Source organism: Rhizobium sp. 57MFTsu3.2, assembly GCF_012932765.1.
Taxonomy (GTDB): Bacteria; Pseudomonadota; Alphaproteobacteria; order Rhizobiales; family Rhizobiaceae; genus Rhizobium; species Rhizobium altiplani.
Map to the genome: position 1 here is coordinate 136,158 of NZ_JDWI01000014.1, position 16,526 is coordinate 152,683.

Sequence of the window (16,526 nt, forward strand, 5' to 3'; positions counted from 1 at the left end):
ATCTCATTGCAATACCCCATGAGCGACGTGAAATTCTATTGGTTGGGACGCAGGCACACATCCCTACCGATGGTATGACGCTCAGCCAAACAGAGTTCTCCAGCAAGACGCTGCTCCTGCGTGAACCGGGATCCCAGACACGAACGGCCGTTCCTTGGGCACCTGGAGCATCACGCTATGCAACCCGCAGGGATACTCGAAATCACGACCCGCGAAGCTCAGGCTTACGCCGCTGCGGCAGGGCTCGGGGTGGCTCCAATTGCCGATGCGGAGGTCCCAGAAGGACTAAATCTAAACCGTGCCCGGTTAGAAGGCGGACGGATTGAAGGCTCGGTGAGCCTCTACCTGCTACGAAGTCGAGCGGCTAGCCCCCTTTTGAAGCGAGTTTTGGAAGTTGCGCAGACCCTGCGCTGCCTTTAGCTCCGGCTCGCAATCCATTCCGCATCGCGTGTCCAGCGATCAAAGCGCCTCTTGAGCAGTTTATGGCGATCTGCGTTGGCGCTGAACCGGGTTGCTACCCGCGCCATAGTCCTCGCAGCGATGTTAGTATTCCGGTAGGCGCCGAGCGACACCGCCGCCGTAATGGCGCAACCCTTTGCGCCGAGCTCGCCGCAATCCAGCGTCTCAACTTGACGTCCAAAGCAGTCTGCAAAGAGTTGTGCCCACATGTGGCTCGTAGCTGCTCCGCCAGCGAGGCGAATTGCCTCGTGTTCGCGAGCCAGCGGCCAGATCGGCGCAGAGTCTTGAGTATGGGCAAACGCTACGCCTTCATACATTGCAGTGACGACTTCGGGCAGCGTGTGTTCGATTCCAAGTCCAAGAAAGGCGCCTCGTCCGGTCTCCACTCCGCCCAATAAAAAGGGAAAGAAGGATGGGGAATCCATATCCAGCAAAGCTGGGTCGGCTAACCGATCGAACGCTGGATGATCTCCAGGTTGCCCTGCTTGCCCAGGCACGGTCATCATGTGCGACAAGACCCAAGAGAGGTTTCCTGCGGAGCGCGCTGAGTTAAAGGAAATCAGCCTTTTGCTCTTGTCCAAATGGGGCAAGGCAGTGATTGGCATTCGTGACGTGGCCGTCTCTGGTGTAGCAACGATTTGGTTGATGCTCCACGTTCCCGCAATCATCGAAATTTCCCCAGGCTCGATCACTCCAGACGCGAGGGCGCAGGCTGACAGATCTACTAATCCGCTCATAACCGGGGTACCCTGCAAGAGCCCCGTCTGCCGAGCGGCATCGCCGGTCACATGGCCAGCGATCGCATCGCTTGGCAGTATTTCGGGGAGACGGTCGAGCCAGACGTCCCCACACGCTTCGCTTATCAAATCCCGAGCGTAGGTTTCGCGATTTAGATCGAGCAGTCCGGCTGTGGCCGCGTCGGTGGGGTCGGTAGAGATGGTTCCCGTGAGGCGCAGTCTGATAAAGTCTTTGCACCAGAGGATTTTGTCTGCTCGGTCATAGGTATGATCACCACTCCTATGGATCCAGCGAAACAATGGAAGGGACCACGCGGACCATAACTCGATACCCAGAGTGGAAGAGATTGCGGCGCAAAGCGGGCCTTTATTCAGCGACGTCGAATCAAGGATTGCGCGTCTGTCGGAGGACAGAATTGCTGGGCCGATCGTCTTACCGTTGGAACCAACCGCAAACAGGCCGCCACCGAAGCCTGTCGCGCATACGGCGGCCACACGAGCCGCACGGTCATTGTCAGCGCTAGACAAAAGATCGCGGAGGGCCGAGGCCACTGCTTCCCACAGCAAGTCCGGATCACGCTCGGCCCTGCCGCCGCCCCGTGAAGTGACTGTGGGCAGCTGACGTCGGTGGACAGCAATCAAATTGCCCTGGATGTCGAAAAGGGCAGCTTTTGCCGTTGTTCCGCCTGCATCGATGCCTAGGATTAGATCGGGTTTCGCGCTCAATTTGGCATCTCCCCAACACGGGGCAGGCGGATGTTCATCTCAGTTCGAAGCGCGTCCTGTTGCCTCCGACGCATTGGCTCGTCCCACCTGAGGTGTTTCGCGGCAATATCAGCGATCCGCGCAATAACGGTCTCCTTTGGAGGTTTGACGAAGCCTGGGCTCCAACGGCGGTAAAAGATGTCACTAAGCGTCCGAGCCTGCTCCAGTTCAAAGAACATTGCGAGTTCCCCGCCAAGGAGGAGTGGATCCGCTTGTATCTCTTCCTTTCCCTCGGGCGATCCTAGGAAGGAGTCGATGCGATCATCTGAGCCGTAGCGGGAAACAAGAATTTCTGCATTCGCGGCCGTGATGCCGAGTTGTTGCAACCGGTTGAGACGAATCCCTCGGACGGTTGGCCAGTCCCGCGCTCCACCTATTGGAATATCGCGGGTGTCTCTCGGGTTGAGGTCGGGTAGGTGCGTAGTTAGGACCTTGCTCGTGTCGTCCGCGAAGGACCGGAATGTTGTCCATTTCCCACCAACCATGGAAAGAACGGGACCATGTTTGGATGTGTCCTGAACCACGCCATGATCTCTAGGTACCGAGGCAGCGGTTTCTGCTGACACCGCTGCAAAGGCTCTTACACCGAAGCTGCTCGAAGTGATCTGTTTGCACCGCAGGTTAGCCTGTGGGAAAAGGCGGTTTAAATTGCCGAGGATATACGCCGCATCGCGTGTAAAATCGCGCTCGCCCTCCGGTGTGCCAGTGAGCTGGTCGGTCGTGCCGGTAAAGACGTGGCCGGCCAGTTGGTAGGCAAGACAAAGTCGACCATCTTCAGTTTCGAAATAGACGATTCGATCGCCTAAGGCCTTGGCTAGATTCGGCGCATCCAGTACCAGGTGAAGTCCTTGAGAACCCATCACATGAGAGGTCTTCAGACCCAATTTGCTGTTGACACGATCAACACTAGGTCCTGTGGCGTTTACGACGACGCGGGGCGCGATCAACAACTCGGGCCCATGCTCGGGACGAATGACGATGCCTTGGTCATTTTGCGAGAACTCGCAGTAGTTCAGAGCGACGCAGTCTGGATTTGCACGCACTCCATCTTGAATTAACTCGAGCGCCAGTCGTTCCGGATGAAGGACGAGCCCGTCGGTATAAACTCCTGCACCGATTATTGCTTCGTTAAGCCCGGACAGTAGTCGGTCAAGAGCCTTGCGCCCGAGACGGCGATGCGGAAGGCTTGTGCCACTGCGACTGCTAAACGAGTCATAGAGTGTGAGCCCGATGTGCACCAGAAGACCTCCGCGGCGATGGCTGCGCTTTTGGTTGGTCAACAGGTTCAATGCCGCCGTAACAAGTCCCGCAACTCGTGTGGAGTAGGGAATGATGACCTCAACTGGGCGAACAAGGTGGGAGGCATTACGGAAAAGGCGGTTGCGCTCTGCGAGCGACTCTTGGACCAAGGCGAAGTTTCCGCCTTCCAGATATCGAAGGCCTCCGTGCGCCATCCTCGACGATGCAGCACTTGTCCCGGCCGAAAAATCGTTCCTGTCGATCAAGAGGCAGCGCAAGCTCGACAAGGAGAGCTGCCGAAAAAGCGCACAGCCATTGATACCCGCTCCAATGATCAGCACGTCAAATCGATTATTTGCTAGGACCGCATCGATCATCTGGTCGCGCTTCATCTATACCTCGCAGCAGGTGGCTAACCCTATTGAACCCGCAGCAAAGCTAGTCACAGCGGAGGATCGTGGAAAATTGATTTTTAGAGCGGAATGCCCGAACGGCATCAATACGATGACAACGTGTAGAGGTAACAACACCCGGGGATGTCAGGTTATCTCTGCTGAAGGCGGTGTCGGCAACCGGGATCACCAAGTTAAGTCCCAAATGAGATGTTTTCAGTTGCGATCGATCTGAGGCAGGCAATTCCGCGTCGTTCAGCGCCGTAGGAACGGGTTTTGTCCGTGACGATGCACTTCCGTATGGATCCCCGTTGCCTCAGCAATCGTATCAACAGAGCTGTAGCAAGCTTGGTATCGCGGCGGATGTGGGCAACCGGTTTGAGCATGTGGTCTGGGCGGCGCGCCTGTCCTCACGGCCCATGTCGTCAAACTGGTTCGCCGAGGCGGCGCTGGATTAGCCCGAGGGGATGGCCCATTGAAGGCAAGCCGCCGCATAAATTGGCGGTCATCGAAGCTTGCGAAGAGGCGGGGGTCGAGGCACGGTCGGAATGTAGCCAGTCGTAAGCTACCCCTATCTAAAACTCATGGGGGATGGCGCAAGACGCGTAACGTCTTCGACCGGCCATCGGGTGCGCGACGGGCGACGGTGCGATTCTGCGCTTCCTACAGCCTTCGCCCTGCTCATCGTTTCCGTTCCTCAGGTAAGCTGGCCCGCTTTGGCAGATTAGTCAGGCCGATTGGCGGAGGCTGATCTGCTCCATAGGCAGCTTCGCCTCGTTCTCTTGCAGGGCGGCTTCCGCTTTCGGCAGATAGTCCCGTGTCAATGGTACTGCGGTCTGATCCAGCGAAAGCTGTAGCTGAAAGATCATTAGACCCTGGTAGCGAAAGGCAGTCTCGCAACAGGCGAGATAGAATTCCCACATACGGGCGAAACGTTCGTCATAGAGCCGCACGGCTTCGTCACGACGCGCCAGGAAGCGCTCCCGCCAGGCTTTCAGTGTCTCCGCGTAATGTAATCGCAAGATCTCCACGTCACACACCACGAAGCCATGCCGTTCCAGAGCCGGGAAGACTTCGGATAGCGAGGGAATATAACCACCGGGGAATATATACTTATGAATCCAAGGGTTTGTGGCCGAGGGTGCGTCGAATTGCCCGATCGAATGGAGCACGAAAACGCCGCCGGGCTTCAGAACACTGCGCGCCTTGGCGAAAAACTCGTCGTAATGCCCAACGCCGACATGTTCGAACATGCCGACTGACACGATACGGTCGAAACGTTCGTCGATGTTGCGATAATCCTTGAGCAAGAAGCGGACCTGGTCCGAGACATTCTTGTCCGACGCGCGTCCATTGGAAACCGCGTGCTGCTCTTGCGAAAGAGTCACGCCCGTAACGTCAGCTCCCGCCATTGCATTGATGTACAGCCCTAATCCGCCCCAGCCCGAGCCGATGTCGAGAACGCGGTGTTCGGGCGAGACCAGTAGTTTGGCCGTGAGGTGCCGTTTCTTGGCAAGTTGCGCTTCTTCCAGCGTAATTTTGCTATCTTCAAAATAGGCGCAGGAATACTGGCTGTCGCTGTCAAGAAACAGCCGGTAGAGATCGCCATTCAGATCGTAATGATGCGCAACGTTTTGACGGGATCGCAACTGCGAATTAAACTGGTGGATGCGGCGGAGAAGGAAGTTGATCTTTCTCAACATTGCCGGAACGCCTCGAAGTTCGGCGACTTGGGTATTTTTAAAGAGCAGTTCGAGAAACTCGTAGACGGAGCCGCCGCTTATCTCAAGATCGCCATCCATGAACGCTTCGCCGATCGCGAGCTCGGGATTGAAAAACAGTGCGCGTTCCGCTGCCTTTGTCGTGATCTCGATAGAGATTTCGGGTTCGCCTTGACCGTAGATCCGGTTTCGCCCGGAAGCGTAGGTCACGCGCAATCCGCCGGTTTTGATCGTTCGCTTCAGAAAAGGGTGTAGAAAGATTTCCATAAGGTCTTGCCATTTCAATGATGATTTCGTGCGGTGTTCCGGCGCGCGCGGTCACAATTCTATCACTTGCCGCACGGCACTTCCGTCCTGCAGGCGGTCAAAGCCTTCGTTGATGTCTTCGAGCTTCATCGTAGCGCTGAGCAGTCGGTTCACCGGCAACCGGCCGTCGCGATAAAGGGCGATGAAGCGCGGGATGTCCCGTATAGGCACGCACGTGCCAATATAACTGCCTTTGAGGGTCCTCTCTTCGCCGACAAGCTGGACGACGTTCACGGGAAGGGCCGCTCCCGGCGGAGGTAGACCTGCGGTAACCGTCGTGCCACCGCGCCGGGTCATACCGAACGCGCTTTCGAGCGCACGAACCGAGCCGGCCATCTCGAAGGCATAGTCGGCACCACCGGCGGTGATCTCGCGAACCTGTTCCACAGCGTCCGCATCGCGTCCGTTTACGGTGGCAGTTGCGCCAAGTTCACGCGCAAGAGCTAGTTTTTCTTCGGAAAGATCGACCGCAACGATCTTGCTCGCGCCCGCCGCTCGCGCTCCCAGCACAGATGCAAGACCGACGCCGCCTAACCCGACGACAACGGCAGTCGAGCCGGCTTTTACCTGAGCAGTATTCACGACAGCACCAACGCCCGTCAAAACAGCGCAGCCAAACAGCGCAGCCTCCACGAAGGGTAGATCCTTGTCGATCTTAACGAGCGAATTGCGGGATACGACGGCGTATTCGGCAAAAGCGGAAACACCGAGATGATGATGGACGGATTTGCCGCGGTAGTTCAGCCTTATTGCTCCGCCAAGGAGCGTGCCTGCAGCGTTGGCTGCGGCTCCGGGTTCACACAGTGCGGGGCGGCCTTCCGCACAAGGCAGGCAGTGCCCGCAACTCGGCACAAAGACCATTACGACGTGATCGCCCAGTTCAAGGTCGCGTACACCATCACCCAATGACTCGATGGTGCCTGCCGCTTCATGTCCCAGCGCTATTGGCATCGGACGCGGCCTGTCGCCATTGATGACGGAGAGATCGGAATGGCAGAGTCCGGCAGCGCGGATCCGAACCAGGACTTCACCCGGGCCGGGCGGGGCAAGTTCGATATTCTCGATGGTTAGCGGTTTACTAGCGCTATAGGGGTGAGAAGCATTCATTCCTTGCAATACCGCGGCTCTGACCAGCATTTTTTCTCTCCTGAATGGAAACTGGCTGGAAAGTATACGTGCGTCATTCAGACGATAATACGCGCCGTCGCATTAACTGTTTTGAATCGAATTCACCAATGGCAGCGTTGAGCGGCAGCCGCTGCGTCTCTTTATCTGTTCCGCGAATTCTCAGGAGTTTTTCGCGAGAGCCGGCTAGTGCTTGAGGAGCAACGAAGTATCTTCGGGTCATCCAAGTAAAAACGAGGACCAATTATGGTGACTTCTGATGTCAATCGCAGGAAGCTTGTTGAAGCGGCGCCTTTTGCCGCGTTCAACTTCGATGAAATCGTGAACAGTTTCCCGGAAACGGCAGATACCTTGCTCGTGGATACTCGCCTAACGGATGAGGATGAGGCGAGCGCTCGGGTATTTCGCGTCTACAAGCCCACGCCAGCTCACTATCATGCAACCTGTGACGAATACCTTATTATATTGTCCGGGCGCGGCCGCTTTTTTATGGGAAATCGGGAGCCATTCGAGGTCGGGCCGGGCGAAATGCTCTTCTTCAAGAAGGGCACTGTCCATGGCATGCCTGAGATTCTCGAGCACCCGCTCTTCATGTTCTCAGTGGACACGCCGCGCCGCGATCCTGGCGACATCATCTTCATCGATCCGGCGCAAGGTACCCCGGCAAGTTTCGCAAAGGCAAAATCATGAGTGCGGCTGAACTGGAAATTGTTGCAACGTTTGACGTGGAGCGTCCGGGTAATCCGACCGTCATGCGCGACGGCAGGACACTCATATCCGTTTCGGCGGTCGCTACCCCCGACTTTGCGGTTCGGGTCATTGGTTCCGACGGAAACCACCGGCCTTATCCCAACGAGATCTGGGCGGGCAAACCCCGTCAGGATGGCCGTGGTATGACGGGCGTGATCGGCATTCGGGCGGACAAGGATGACGTCGTGTGGATGCTGGATATGGGTGACGCCGGTAACCAGCCAAAACTGGTTGCCTGGAACGACCGCGCGGACAGGCTTCACCAGATAATTGTTTTACCGCAAAGTGTCTTGCGTTTTAGTTCGTTCGCACAAGATTTTGTAATCGACGCGCAACGCAAACGCATCTACATCGCCGATATGACGCTGAATGCCAATGGCTCCAGTGATTATCCCGCCATCATTGTAGTTGATCTCGTGACTGGGCTTGCCCGACGGGTGCTAGAGAACCATCCTGCCCTGCAGCCTGACGAAGCGCCGGTCGTCATCGACGGGAAGACAGTTGCGACCGTCACGGCGGACGGACGCACAGTTCCTTACCGGTATGGTCTCAATCCGATCGCTATCGACCCGCTCGGACGATGGGTTTACTTCGGCGCGTTGTCGGGCAAATCAGTATATCGGATCGACGCCAACATTCTCTCCGACGACACTGTGAGTGCTGAAGTCGTTGCAGGTGGTGTTGAATTCTGGTGCGCAAAACCGCCCTGCGACGGCTTCGATGTCGATGCTGTCGGCAATGTCTACATCACGGATATTGTCAAAAGCGCAATAGGCGTTGCATCGCCTGCCGGATATCGCGTTCTCGTCGAGGATACAGAACGGCTTGGCTGGCCGGATGGCGTCGAATTAGATGTGCAGGGGCATTGGCTCTATATCACTAGCAATCAGTTGCACCGGCATCCGTTGTTGAACAGTGGAGACGATGCAAGTCGACCGCCTTACTATTTGCTCCGGCTGCGCGTTGACGCACCGATGACGGCCTAGCGATAACCGACGTGCCGGAGGGAACCACTTTGCTTTTAAGCACCTTAAGAGATGCACGCACTTTTGTTCCCTCCAGTTCCCTCCAAATCTCCTCCAGTCCAAAAGGTGCGGGCGCTGCTCACTGCACGCAAACGTCAACCAGGGTCGAGGAGGGGGCGGACCTATGCGGGACGCATCCGCGAACCGATTGAGATCAATCGAACTTTGAAGCGATCACTGCGCCTGAGTTGAGGGTGCACAGCACTCTTGGGGACGCATTTGCGAGCTTGGCCACGGTGCGCCGTACAGGACTTTCAAAGGGGCCGAGGGTGCTCTCTCGGATCCGGCTTCGATCTTCCCTCCTCGACGAGGTGCTCCGCCAGGAAGTCAATGAACGCGCGGATCCGGGCAGCGAGATGTTCATGTCCAGCAAAGACTGCATGAATTTGTTCGATGTCCGCCGGATTGTATTCCTCGAGCAGCGGGATCAGTCTTCCTGCGTCAATATCCGGCTGCACATGGAATAGTCCAACCCTGCCCAAACCGCTGCCTGAAAGGCAAAGGCGGCGCATAATCATGCCACTATTGACAGTTGTATTTCCCGATACAGGAACGCGATAGACCTCCGATGATCCAGGATCCCGAAATGGCCATTCATTCAGCGCCCGCCGGAAATTGAAGGTGAAACAGTTGTGGACCGCAAGATCCTGTGGGGTTTTCGGTGTACCCTTTGCGTCAAGGTAGGCAGGGGAGGCAACAATGACTCGGCGGCTTTCTAGAAGCTTGCGTGCCTTCAGAGATGAGTCGTCCATGGCCCCGGATCGAATCGCAATATCGGTGCGCTCTTCGATGAGGCCGATAACGCCATCCGTTAAGGAGATATCCAGTTCGACCTCTGGATAGAGCGCCAGAAACTCCGGCGCGAGCGGCAATAGGTAGCGTTCGCCAAACCCCAGCGTTGCGTTGACGCGGAGCAGCCCGCGCGGAACCATTCGGCCGCCGCCAGCAACGATCTGCTCGGTTTCCAATATCTCTGCGAGAATGCGCCGAGCTCGCGCGAGATAGACCTCGCCTTCGGGCGTAAGCGTCATTATCCGAGTTGACCGGACCAGCAGGCGGGTACCAAGCCGATCTTCAATCCGCGTTACAAGTTTGCTGATGGCGGAGGGTGACATCTTGAGACGCCTCCCAGCGGCGGAGAAGCTCTGCAATTCAGCAGCTATTACAAAGACTTCCATTTCGCCCGTTCGATTATCCATTGCTCTGCCTATGAATGAAATTCACAGGTATTTATCCAGTGCTCCTGATTATCATTCAAGCCCTCTTCGACGATATTGCAGCACAGCAGTCCTTCAACCGACAGCACAGCTGTTTTCACAACCCGCTCAGACCGTGAGCGGAGAGGAACTTGTCATGCCCTTAGCCATCTTTGCATTGACGATCGCAGCCTACGCGATCGGTACCACCGAATTCGTGATCGTCGGGCTCTTGCCAACGGTCGCAAACGACCTCCAGATTACCCTGCCGCTCGCGGGCCTGATCGTAAGCGTCTACGCGCTCGGCGTCACGTTTGGTGCGCCGATCCTAACCGCTCTGACGGGCAAGATCGAACGAAAGCCGCTGCTGCTTGGGCTGATGGCACTGTTCGTCGTCGGCAATACAGTTGCTGCTCTGTCGCCGAGCTATGAACTTCTGCTCGTGGCTCGCGTGTTGGCGGCTTTCGCCCACGGCGTCTTCTTTTCAGTCGGCTCGACTATCGCCGCTGATCTCGTTCCGGAAAACCGCCGCGCCTCGGCTATCGCCATGATGTTCATGGGGTTGACTGTCGCAATAGTCACTGGTGTTCCACTCGGCACGTATATCGGTCAGATCCTCGGATGGCGTGCGACTTTCTGGGCCGTAGCTGCGCTTGGCGTTATCGCCTTCCTCGCTATTGCCGCCCTTCTGCCGAATAATCTCAAGAAGGCCGCACCAGCAAGCCTGCTCGATCAAGTCCGCGTTCTGGGTTCTGGACGCCTCCTGATTGTCTTCGCCATGACCGCACTCGGGTACGGTGGCACGTTTGTCGCCTTCACCTTCCTGGCTCCGATCCTGCAGGAAATTACTGGATTTTCGGAACAGAGCGTTAGCTTGATCCTCGTGCTCTACGGCATTGCGATTGCCATCGGTAACATCGCCGGCGGCAAGATCGCCAACCACAACCCGGTCAAGGCGCTGATCGGTCTGTTCATTCTGCAGGCGCTTGTGCTGGTCATTTTGACATTCACAGCAGTTTCGCCGACCCTGGCAATCGTCACCCTTGTGGCACTTGGCTTCCTTCAATTCGGCAATGTGCCCGGCCTGCAGCTCTATGTGGTGAAACTTGCCAAGGAGCATCGCCCAGGCGCCGTTGACGTCGCATCGGCTCTCAACATTGCCGCGTTCAACCTGGGTATCGCCATTGGCGCATGGCTTGGTGGCCTCGTGGTAGAGTCCCCACTAGGTCTCGGAGCAACCCCCTGGGTCGGCGCAATCCTGGTCGTCGTCGCGCTCTTACTGACTATTTGGAGTGGCGCTCTCGATCGCCGCGCAACGACCCCCATCCTCAAGGCTGCCTAAATCGTGACTAACCCGGCGCGAAGAGCGCCGGGTTCCCTTAATGAACCCTACCCGGAGAATTCTTATGTCTAAGTTCAATGCTGGTCAGCTGTCTGCGTTGGACCGCATCCGTAAGCCGGAAGGCGGCCTGACGCTCGGCATAGAGCTTCCCCTCGACAACGACTGGTCACCGGAGCGGGAAGCGCGACGCATACGGGAAAACCGTCCCTTCGGTGTTCCTGATCTCGCCGACTATCCCGATCTTGTCCGCCAGGTCGACCGTTCAGGTTTTGCTGCCGTATGGATGCGAGACGTGCCGGTGTTCGATCCCAACAACTTCGGCGACGCCGGTTCCGTCTACGATCCCTTTGTCAATCTCGGCTTTCTCGCCGGCATTACCGAAAACGTCGCTTTGGGTACTGCTGCCATTGTCCTGCCGTTGCGCCATCCGATGATGGTCGCGAAGGCGGCCGCCTCGGTCGATCAGCTCTCCGGCGGTCGGCTAATCCTCGGGGTGGCATCTGGCGACCGCCCGGTGGAATATCCGTTGCTCGGGCTCGATTTCGAACAGCGCGGCGAAGCTTTCCGGAGCGCGGTTTCGTATCTGCGCGATGCGTGGAAGACAGATGGCCTGCCGATCGGCGACGGGCGTGTCGAGCCTAGCCTCGACCTGCTGCCAAAGCCCCAGCAGACCCAAATCTCGATGATCATTGCCGGTCAGGGCCGTCAGTCGCCGGACTGGATCGCTGCCAACATGGAGGGCCGGTTCGTCTATCCGAACGGACTGGAGCGGCTCGCGGCCCAGGCGCACGACTGGCGCGCTGCCCGCCAGGCTCTTGATCTGCCCCGCGGTGCCTTCGTGAGCGCCTTCCACCTTGATCTCGCTGACGATCCCAACGAACCGGCGACACCGCGCCGCTTCGGCGCGCGCACCGGCCGCAATGCCTTCGTCGAGCATCTGAACGCGCTGGAAGACGCCGGTGTCGATCATCTGGCACTCTTGCTGCGCCCGTCGCGCCGGCCGCTGAACGAAGTTATCGACGAACTGGCACGCGACATCCTGCCAACCCTCAACGCCCAATCCCCCTCAGCGAAGACCGCTGCGGAATAGCCAAGGAGTACTAGCAATGCTTAGCGTAACCGCAAATGGCGCCACCGTTCCAGCCCTCGGCTTCGGTACTTTCCGAATGCCCGGCGCAGACGTGCTCAGGATCGTTCCTCATGCCCTGAAAGTGGGTTTCCGCCACGTGGACACTGCCCAAATCTACGGCAACGAGGCCGAGGTCGGCGAGGCGATTGCCGGCTCGGCCGTGGCACGCGGCGATATCTTCCTGACCACCAAGGTCTGGGTCGAGAACTACAAGCACGATGCCTTCATCAGGTCCGTTGACGAAAGCCTGAAGAAGCTGAAGACCGACTACGTCGACCTTCTGCTGCTGCACTGGCCGAACCAAGCCGTCTCACTCGCGGAACAAATCGGCGCGCTGAACGAAGTGAAGGAAGCGGGCAAGGTTCGCCACATCGGCGTTTCCAATTTCAATACCGCTCTGGTGGCCGAATCCGTCAAGCTCTCCAAGGCGCCGCTCGTCACCAACCAGGTCGAGTACCACCCCTATCTAAACCAGGACGTGGTGATCGCGGCGGCCAAGAAGGCCGGCATGTCGGTGACAGGCTATTACGGCATGGCCGATGGCAAGGTCTTTGCCGATCCCGTCCTGAGGGACATCGGCGCCACGCATGGCAAGTCTGTGGCGCAGGTCGTTTTGCGTTGGCTTATCCAGCAGGAGGGTGTCATCGCGCTTTCCAAAACGGTCGGTGAGGCTCGCGCCGCTGAGAACTTTGCCATTTTCGACTTCGCCCTGTCCGCCGAAGAAATGGCAGCCATCCACGGTTTGGCGAAGGCCGATGGCCGGATCGTTTCGCCAGACGGTCTGGCACCGGTCTGGGACAAGGCTGCCTGATACCGAGGGAGGGGCCGACGGCCCCTCCGAGCCTTAGGATAACATCGCGGTCTGCGGATTGCTCGAAACTGGAGAGTGACATGAGCCGATTCCACTTTGCCGGACGCACCTTCGAGGTCAACTACGGCGATCTCGTTGCGACCAACACCTATGCGGCCGACAAGAACAACTTGACCTACGAAATCTCCGGCGGTTCACTCAAGGGTGCGACCGCAAAGGTCGCCTTCGAGTGGAAGGAGCTCGATGGAGGGAACTTCGTCATTTCTTGGCAAGAGGCTGACGGTTCGACCGTCGTCCATATCGATAACTTCGAGAAGGGTTCCTCGCTGATCTTTTTTACTACCCCTATCGGGCTTTTATCGCTTTCCGGATCGCTGCGCGAACTCGCCGACTAGGAGTAATTGCTCATCAAAGAAATATGCTCGGTAGGCCACGAGCATATTTTCTTTGCAGGTATGACACTGTCGGCCCTCTATGCCGCGAGATGTTCGACCGAGAAAATTGAAAGAGCCTGGGTCAATCGGCTCGCCTCCTGAGCAAGATGGGCGATTGCTGCGGTTGTTTCCTCGACCATCGCGGCATTCTGTTGTGTCACCTGATCCATCTGTCCAATTGCAGCGTTCACTTCTGTGAGACTTGACGTTTGTAGTTGGGCAGAGCGCGCGATTTCTTCCATTTGAGAGTTCATGCTATCGATGTAGACGCCAATCGCTCTCAAAGCGTCGCCTGCTTGTTTGACCAGGTTGACCCCGATGATGATCTCATGGTTGGAGTCGGAGATTAGTTGGGTGACCTCTCGCGCAGCTACTGCGGAACGCTGCGCGAGTTGTCGCACTTCATGTGCGACTACCGCAAATCCCTTTCCTGCCTCGCCCGCGCGGGCGGCCTCAACGCCAGCATTTAATGCGAGCAGGTTCGTCTGGAACGCGATCTGATCGATCGCACTTATGATGCCAGACATTTGTTGCGAGGATGCCTCGATGCGGCTCATTGCTGAAATTGCCAAGTCGACAACGGCCTCAGACTGGCTTGCGGATTGGTTTGCGGCAATTGCAACGGACCGCGCTTGGTCAGCCATCGCTGAGGTTGTTCCTACGTTTCGGGTAACATCGCTCAGTGCGGCTGCCGTTTCTTCTAGTCTCGCAGCTTGATGCTCCGTGCGTCGGGAAAGATCATTAGTCCCTGCACTAATTTCGGAAGTTGTCGAGTCGATAACCTTGGCGACAGCCGAGATGCTCATCAGCATAGTTCCCAACTGCTCAACCGACTGATTGAAATCGCCACGTAGGCCTTCGAATTCGGATGAAAAGGGCTCGTTGAGCTTGGTTGCAAGTGTACCGGACGCCAAGTGACGCAAACCTGACGCCAGACCGGAAGTAGCCTTCGCGAGTCTTGCTTGAGCGTCAGCCTCCGCCCGCTGCTGGACCCGCACCCGCTCGGACTCGGCGCTAATGCGCGTATCTCTTGCTTCGCTTTCGAGGCGACGTCGCTCGATTGCGGATTCTCGAAAAATAGCCAATGCGTCCGCCATGTCACCGATCTCGTCACGGCGGCTCGCGTACGGTATCACTGTGTTCAGCTTATCCTCGGACAGTGCGCGCATTGAGCTTGCTAGTGAGAGTACCGGGAGGATCGCTCTTTTTCTGAGCAAGGCGAGGCCACCAACCAGAAAAGCGATCGAAAGCAAAGCTACTGCTGTCCCTGCTCTTTTTAGAAATTGACTCTGGCTTTCCGATAGGGCTTCGCCATTTTGAACCACAACTCGGGTCAGTTTCATCAGGTCATCCATCGTCTTCTGATGACGGGCGAAGGTGTCCTTAAGTGCGATACCTGCAGTAGCGATCGCTGGCTGGTCCTTGTCTCGAATTGCCGGAATGAGTTTGTCCATCACAACAGACCAGAATGCCTCCGTGTCAGGAACAACGTCCTTGTTTAGCTTGCTGCGAAGGTCTGATGGCAGTGTTGTTGAGCTCAGCCAGAATGCCTTGCGTCCAAGATAAGCCGCGTGCAGCGTTTCGAGTTGTTGCAGATTGTTCTCGCTGGTGCGGTGGTAGACAAAAGATTCCATCGCGATCGCATAGGGTTGCAGCAAGTTGAGGGAGGGAGGGACTATCTCCGCAATGAACTCCCGGTTTTGCGAAAGGTCCCTATACTCCGCGCTGCCGACCGAATGGGTATTGAGGGCGTAGGCCTGTAGAGTAAGCGACGCGGCGGATGTTAATGTAACCACTGCGCCTAAAACTAGGACCAGCATGCGTAGGGGCATATGCATGACGTTTCCTCCTGTTGTCGTGCAAACTAAATTAAGGAAATACAATTTATTTCGTATAAGAATACTTAAAAATGAATTTTATTTGATTGCTTGAGAGCAGCTGTCTTATAAGCGAAGACGCACTTCTGCGTTCCTTCCGGGTGTATTGGCAGAATGTTGTCGTTGGCTCAAACCCGTTGCTATAACCGCATCTCCAAAGATCGCTGGAAACGCGTTGCGAGTAGCGCCTGACGTTTTGGTTGCATAGGAATGATTGGCGGCAGCGTTTTCTTGGCAGTTCCACAATAGAGCCTTACGCCGCAACGTGTCGCCGGCTCGCCAGTTCCATAGTGCGTTATCCCGCAGTGTGGTATTAGAATACCACGATGATGTTTGGGAGATCCATAATAGAACCTACGCCACAAAGTTCGAAATTTCAGACGCTTGCGCTGTTTTATTTTCCGGAACATCGTCCGAATCCCATCAAGCGCGGCAAGCGCTCGTCGCCAAGTCGCCGGCCTCTTATTCGACCGCCCACATACACGCACGACCTCACTTGAGCCCTAATTTCTTCCCTTAGGTTTGCGGCCCGAGCGAAGCGGTTTGGGTTTTCCCTCATGCGGACTAATTTCTTCAAACAGGGCTGCAACCCCGACCGAAAGAACAAGTGCGAAAGCCTCTAGGGTGGCCACCGTTACGTTCTCTTCACCCCGTTCAACTCGCCCGACATAGGAACGGTCGATACCTGCCTCCAGTGCGAGCCTTTCCTGCGACAGACCACGCTCCACGCGAAGGCGCCTCAAATTCCATCCTATGGTCTGCTTCGTGTCCATCAGCGCAGAACACATTTAAACGGCTTGACAATCGACGGACTGTAGGTCTCATATTAGTGATTGTTGGTTTGTATGAGGCGGAGGGTTAAAGGTGGAACTTCGCCAACTCTCCTACTTCAAAGCGGTGGCCGAGGAACTGCACTTCGGCCGGGCGGCAGCAAGGATGTGCATTGCCCAGCCGGCACTGAGCAATCATGTGATGTCGCTGGAAAGGGAGCTTGGCTGCCCGCTGTTCATCCGCTCGACGAGAAGGGTGGAGCTGACCAGGGCAGGGGAAACCTTCTATGATCGCTGTGTGCGGATCTTGAGCGACATCGACCTGACCACGGAACTGACGCGGGCAGCCGGCGGCAGTCGTATCCGCCAGATCAGGATCGGCAGCATCTATCCGGCCACCATGGGCATGCTGCCGACCTTCCTTGCCAAGATCGCCCGCAAGTTTCCC

General features: G+C 56.9%; 14 protein-coding genes and 1 pseudogene. 7 read left to right on the top strand and 8 right to left on the bottom strand.

Translation table 11 applies throughout. From position 1 onward, the window contains the following. Positions 1–416: 416 nt before the first annotated feature. The 5 genes and pseudogenes from AF71_RS16685 to AF71_RS16700 form a co-directional block, all read right to left on the bottom strand. On the bottom strand, positions 417–1,922 hold the full coding sequence (locus tag AF71_RS16685) for an FGGY family carbohydrate kinase (RefSeq protein ID WP_169682198.1): 1,506 nt from the start codon (positions 1,920–1,922) through the stop codon (positions 417–419). Further along, the gene (locus AF71_RS16690; RefSeq protein ID WP_029792442.1) at positions 1,919–3,592 is read right to left on the bottom strand and encodes an FAD-dependent oxidoreductase; all 1,674 of its coding nucleotides are present in this window, start codon (positions 3,590–3,592) and stop codon (positions 1,919–1,921) included. Before AF71_RS16690 ends, AF71_RS16685 begins: the two co-directional genes overlap by 4 nt. A gap of 242 nt (positions 3,593–3,834) precedes the next feature. Further along, positions 3,835–3,954 (bottom strand): annotated as a pseudogene (locus tag AF71_RS31765) (IS6 family transposase); the annotation flags it as partial. A 366-nt stretch (positions 3,955–4,320) separates the two neighbouring features. Further along, positions 4,321–5,580 carry a cyclopropane-fatty-acyl-phospholipid synthase family protein gene (locus tag AF71_RS16695; protein WP_169682199.1) on the bottom strand — a complete coding sequence of 420 codons (1,260 nt, stop codon included), beginning with the start codon at positions 5,578–5,580 and terminating at the stop codon, positions 4,321–4,323. 51 nt (positions 5,581–5,631) lie between these two features. Then, positions 5,632–6,756 (bottom strand): zinc-dependent alcohol dehydrogenase family protein, encoded by a 1,125-nt coding sequence (locus tag AF71_RS16700; RefSeq protein WP_029792439.1) that lies wholly within the window; start codon positions 6,754–6,756, stop codon positions 5,632–5,634. 234 nt (positions 6,757–6,990) lie between these two features. Here AF71_RS16700 and AF71_RS16705 point away from each other — a divergent pair, with 234 nt between their 5' ends. Then, positions 6,991–7,434 (top strand): cupin domain-containing protein, encoded by a 444-nt coding sequence (locus tag AF71_RS16705; RefSeq protein WP_169682200.1) that lies wholly within the window; start codon positions 6,991–6,993, stop codon positions 7,432–7,434. Then, positions 7,431–8,480, top strand: coding sequence for an L-dopachrome tautomerase-related protein (locus AF71_RS16710; protein WP_169682213.1), 1,050 nt, complete (start codon positions 7,431–7,433; stop codon positions 8,478–8,480). The genes AF71_RS16705 and AF71_RS16710 overlap by 4 nt, the downstream gene beginning before the upstream one ends. Before the next feature lie 293 nt (positions 8,481–8,773). Here the strand turns inward: AF71_RS16710 and AF71_RS16715 are convergent, their stop codons facing one another. Further along, positions 8,774–9,718, bottom strand: a complete 945-nt coding sequence (locus AF71_RS16715) for a LysR family transcriptional regulator (protein WP_029792677.1) — start codon at positions 9,716–9,718, stop codon at positions 8,774–8,776. 154 nt (positions 9,719–9,872) lie between these two features. Here AF71_RS16715 and AF71_RS16720 point away from each other — a divergent pair, with 154 nt between their 5' ends. The 4 genes from AF71_RS16720 (at position 9,873) to AF71_RS16735 (ending at position 13,392) form a co-directional block, all read left to right on the top strand. Beyond that, on the top strand, positions 9,873–11,057 hold the full coding sequence (locus tag AF71_RS16720; protein ID WP_025661379.1) for an MFS transporter: 1,185 nt from the start codon (positions 9,873–9,875) through the stop codon (positions 11,055–11,057). Positions 11,058–11,121: 64 nt separating this feature from the next. Next, positions 11,122–12,147, top strand: coding sequence for an LLM class oxidoreductase (locus AF71_RS16725; RefSeq protein WP_029792676.1), 1,026 nt, complete (start codon positions 11,122–11,124; stop codon positions 12,145–12,147). 16 nt (positions 12,148–12,163) lie between these two features. Further along, positions 12,164–12,997: an aldo/keto reductase gene (locus AF71_RS16730; protein WP_029792675.1), complete on the top strand. Its 834-nt coding sequence runs from the start codon at positions 12,164–12,166 to the stop codon at positions 12,995–12,997. A gap of 80 nt (positions 12,998–13,077) precedes the next feature. After that, positions 13,078–13,392, top strand: coding sequence for a hypothetical protein (locus AF71_RS16735; protein WP_029792674.1), 315 nt, complete (start codon positions 13,078–13,080; stop codon positions 13,390–13,392). Positions 13,393–13,469: 77 nt separating this feature from the next. Here the strand turns inward: AF71_RS16735 and AF71_RS16740 are convergent, their stop codons facing one another. After that, the gene (locus tag AF71_RS16740) at positions 13,470–15,269 is read right to left on the bottom strand and encodes a methyl-accepting chemotaxis protein (protein WP_169682215.1); all 1,800 of its coding nucleotides are present in this window, start codon (positions 15,267–15,269) and stop codon (positions 13,470–13,472) included. 542 nt (positions 15,270–15,811) lie between these two features. Then, positions 15,812–16,081 carry a helix-turn-helix transcriptional regulator gene (locus AF71_RS16745; RefSeq protein WP_029792730.1) on the bottom strand — a complete coding sequence of 90 codons (270 nt, stop codon included), beginning with the start codon at positions 16,079–16,081 and terminating at the stop codon, positions 15,812–15,814. A gap of 91 nt (positions 16,082–16,172) precedes the next feature. Between AF71_RS16745 and AF71_RS16750 the strand changes: the two genes are divergently transcribed. Continuing rightward, positions 16,173–16,526: LysR family transcriptional regulator (locus AF71_RS16750; protein ID WP_169682218.1), on the top strand; the 354-nt coding region annotated here is incomplete at its 3' end.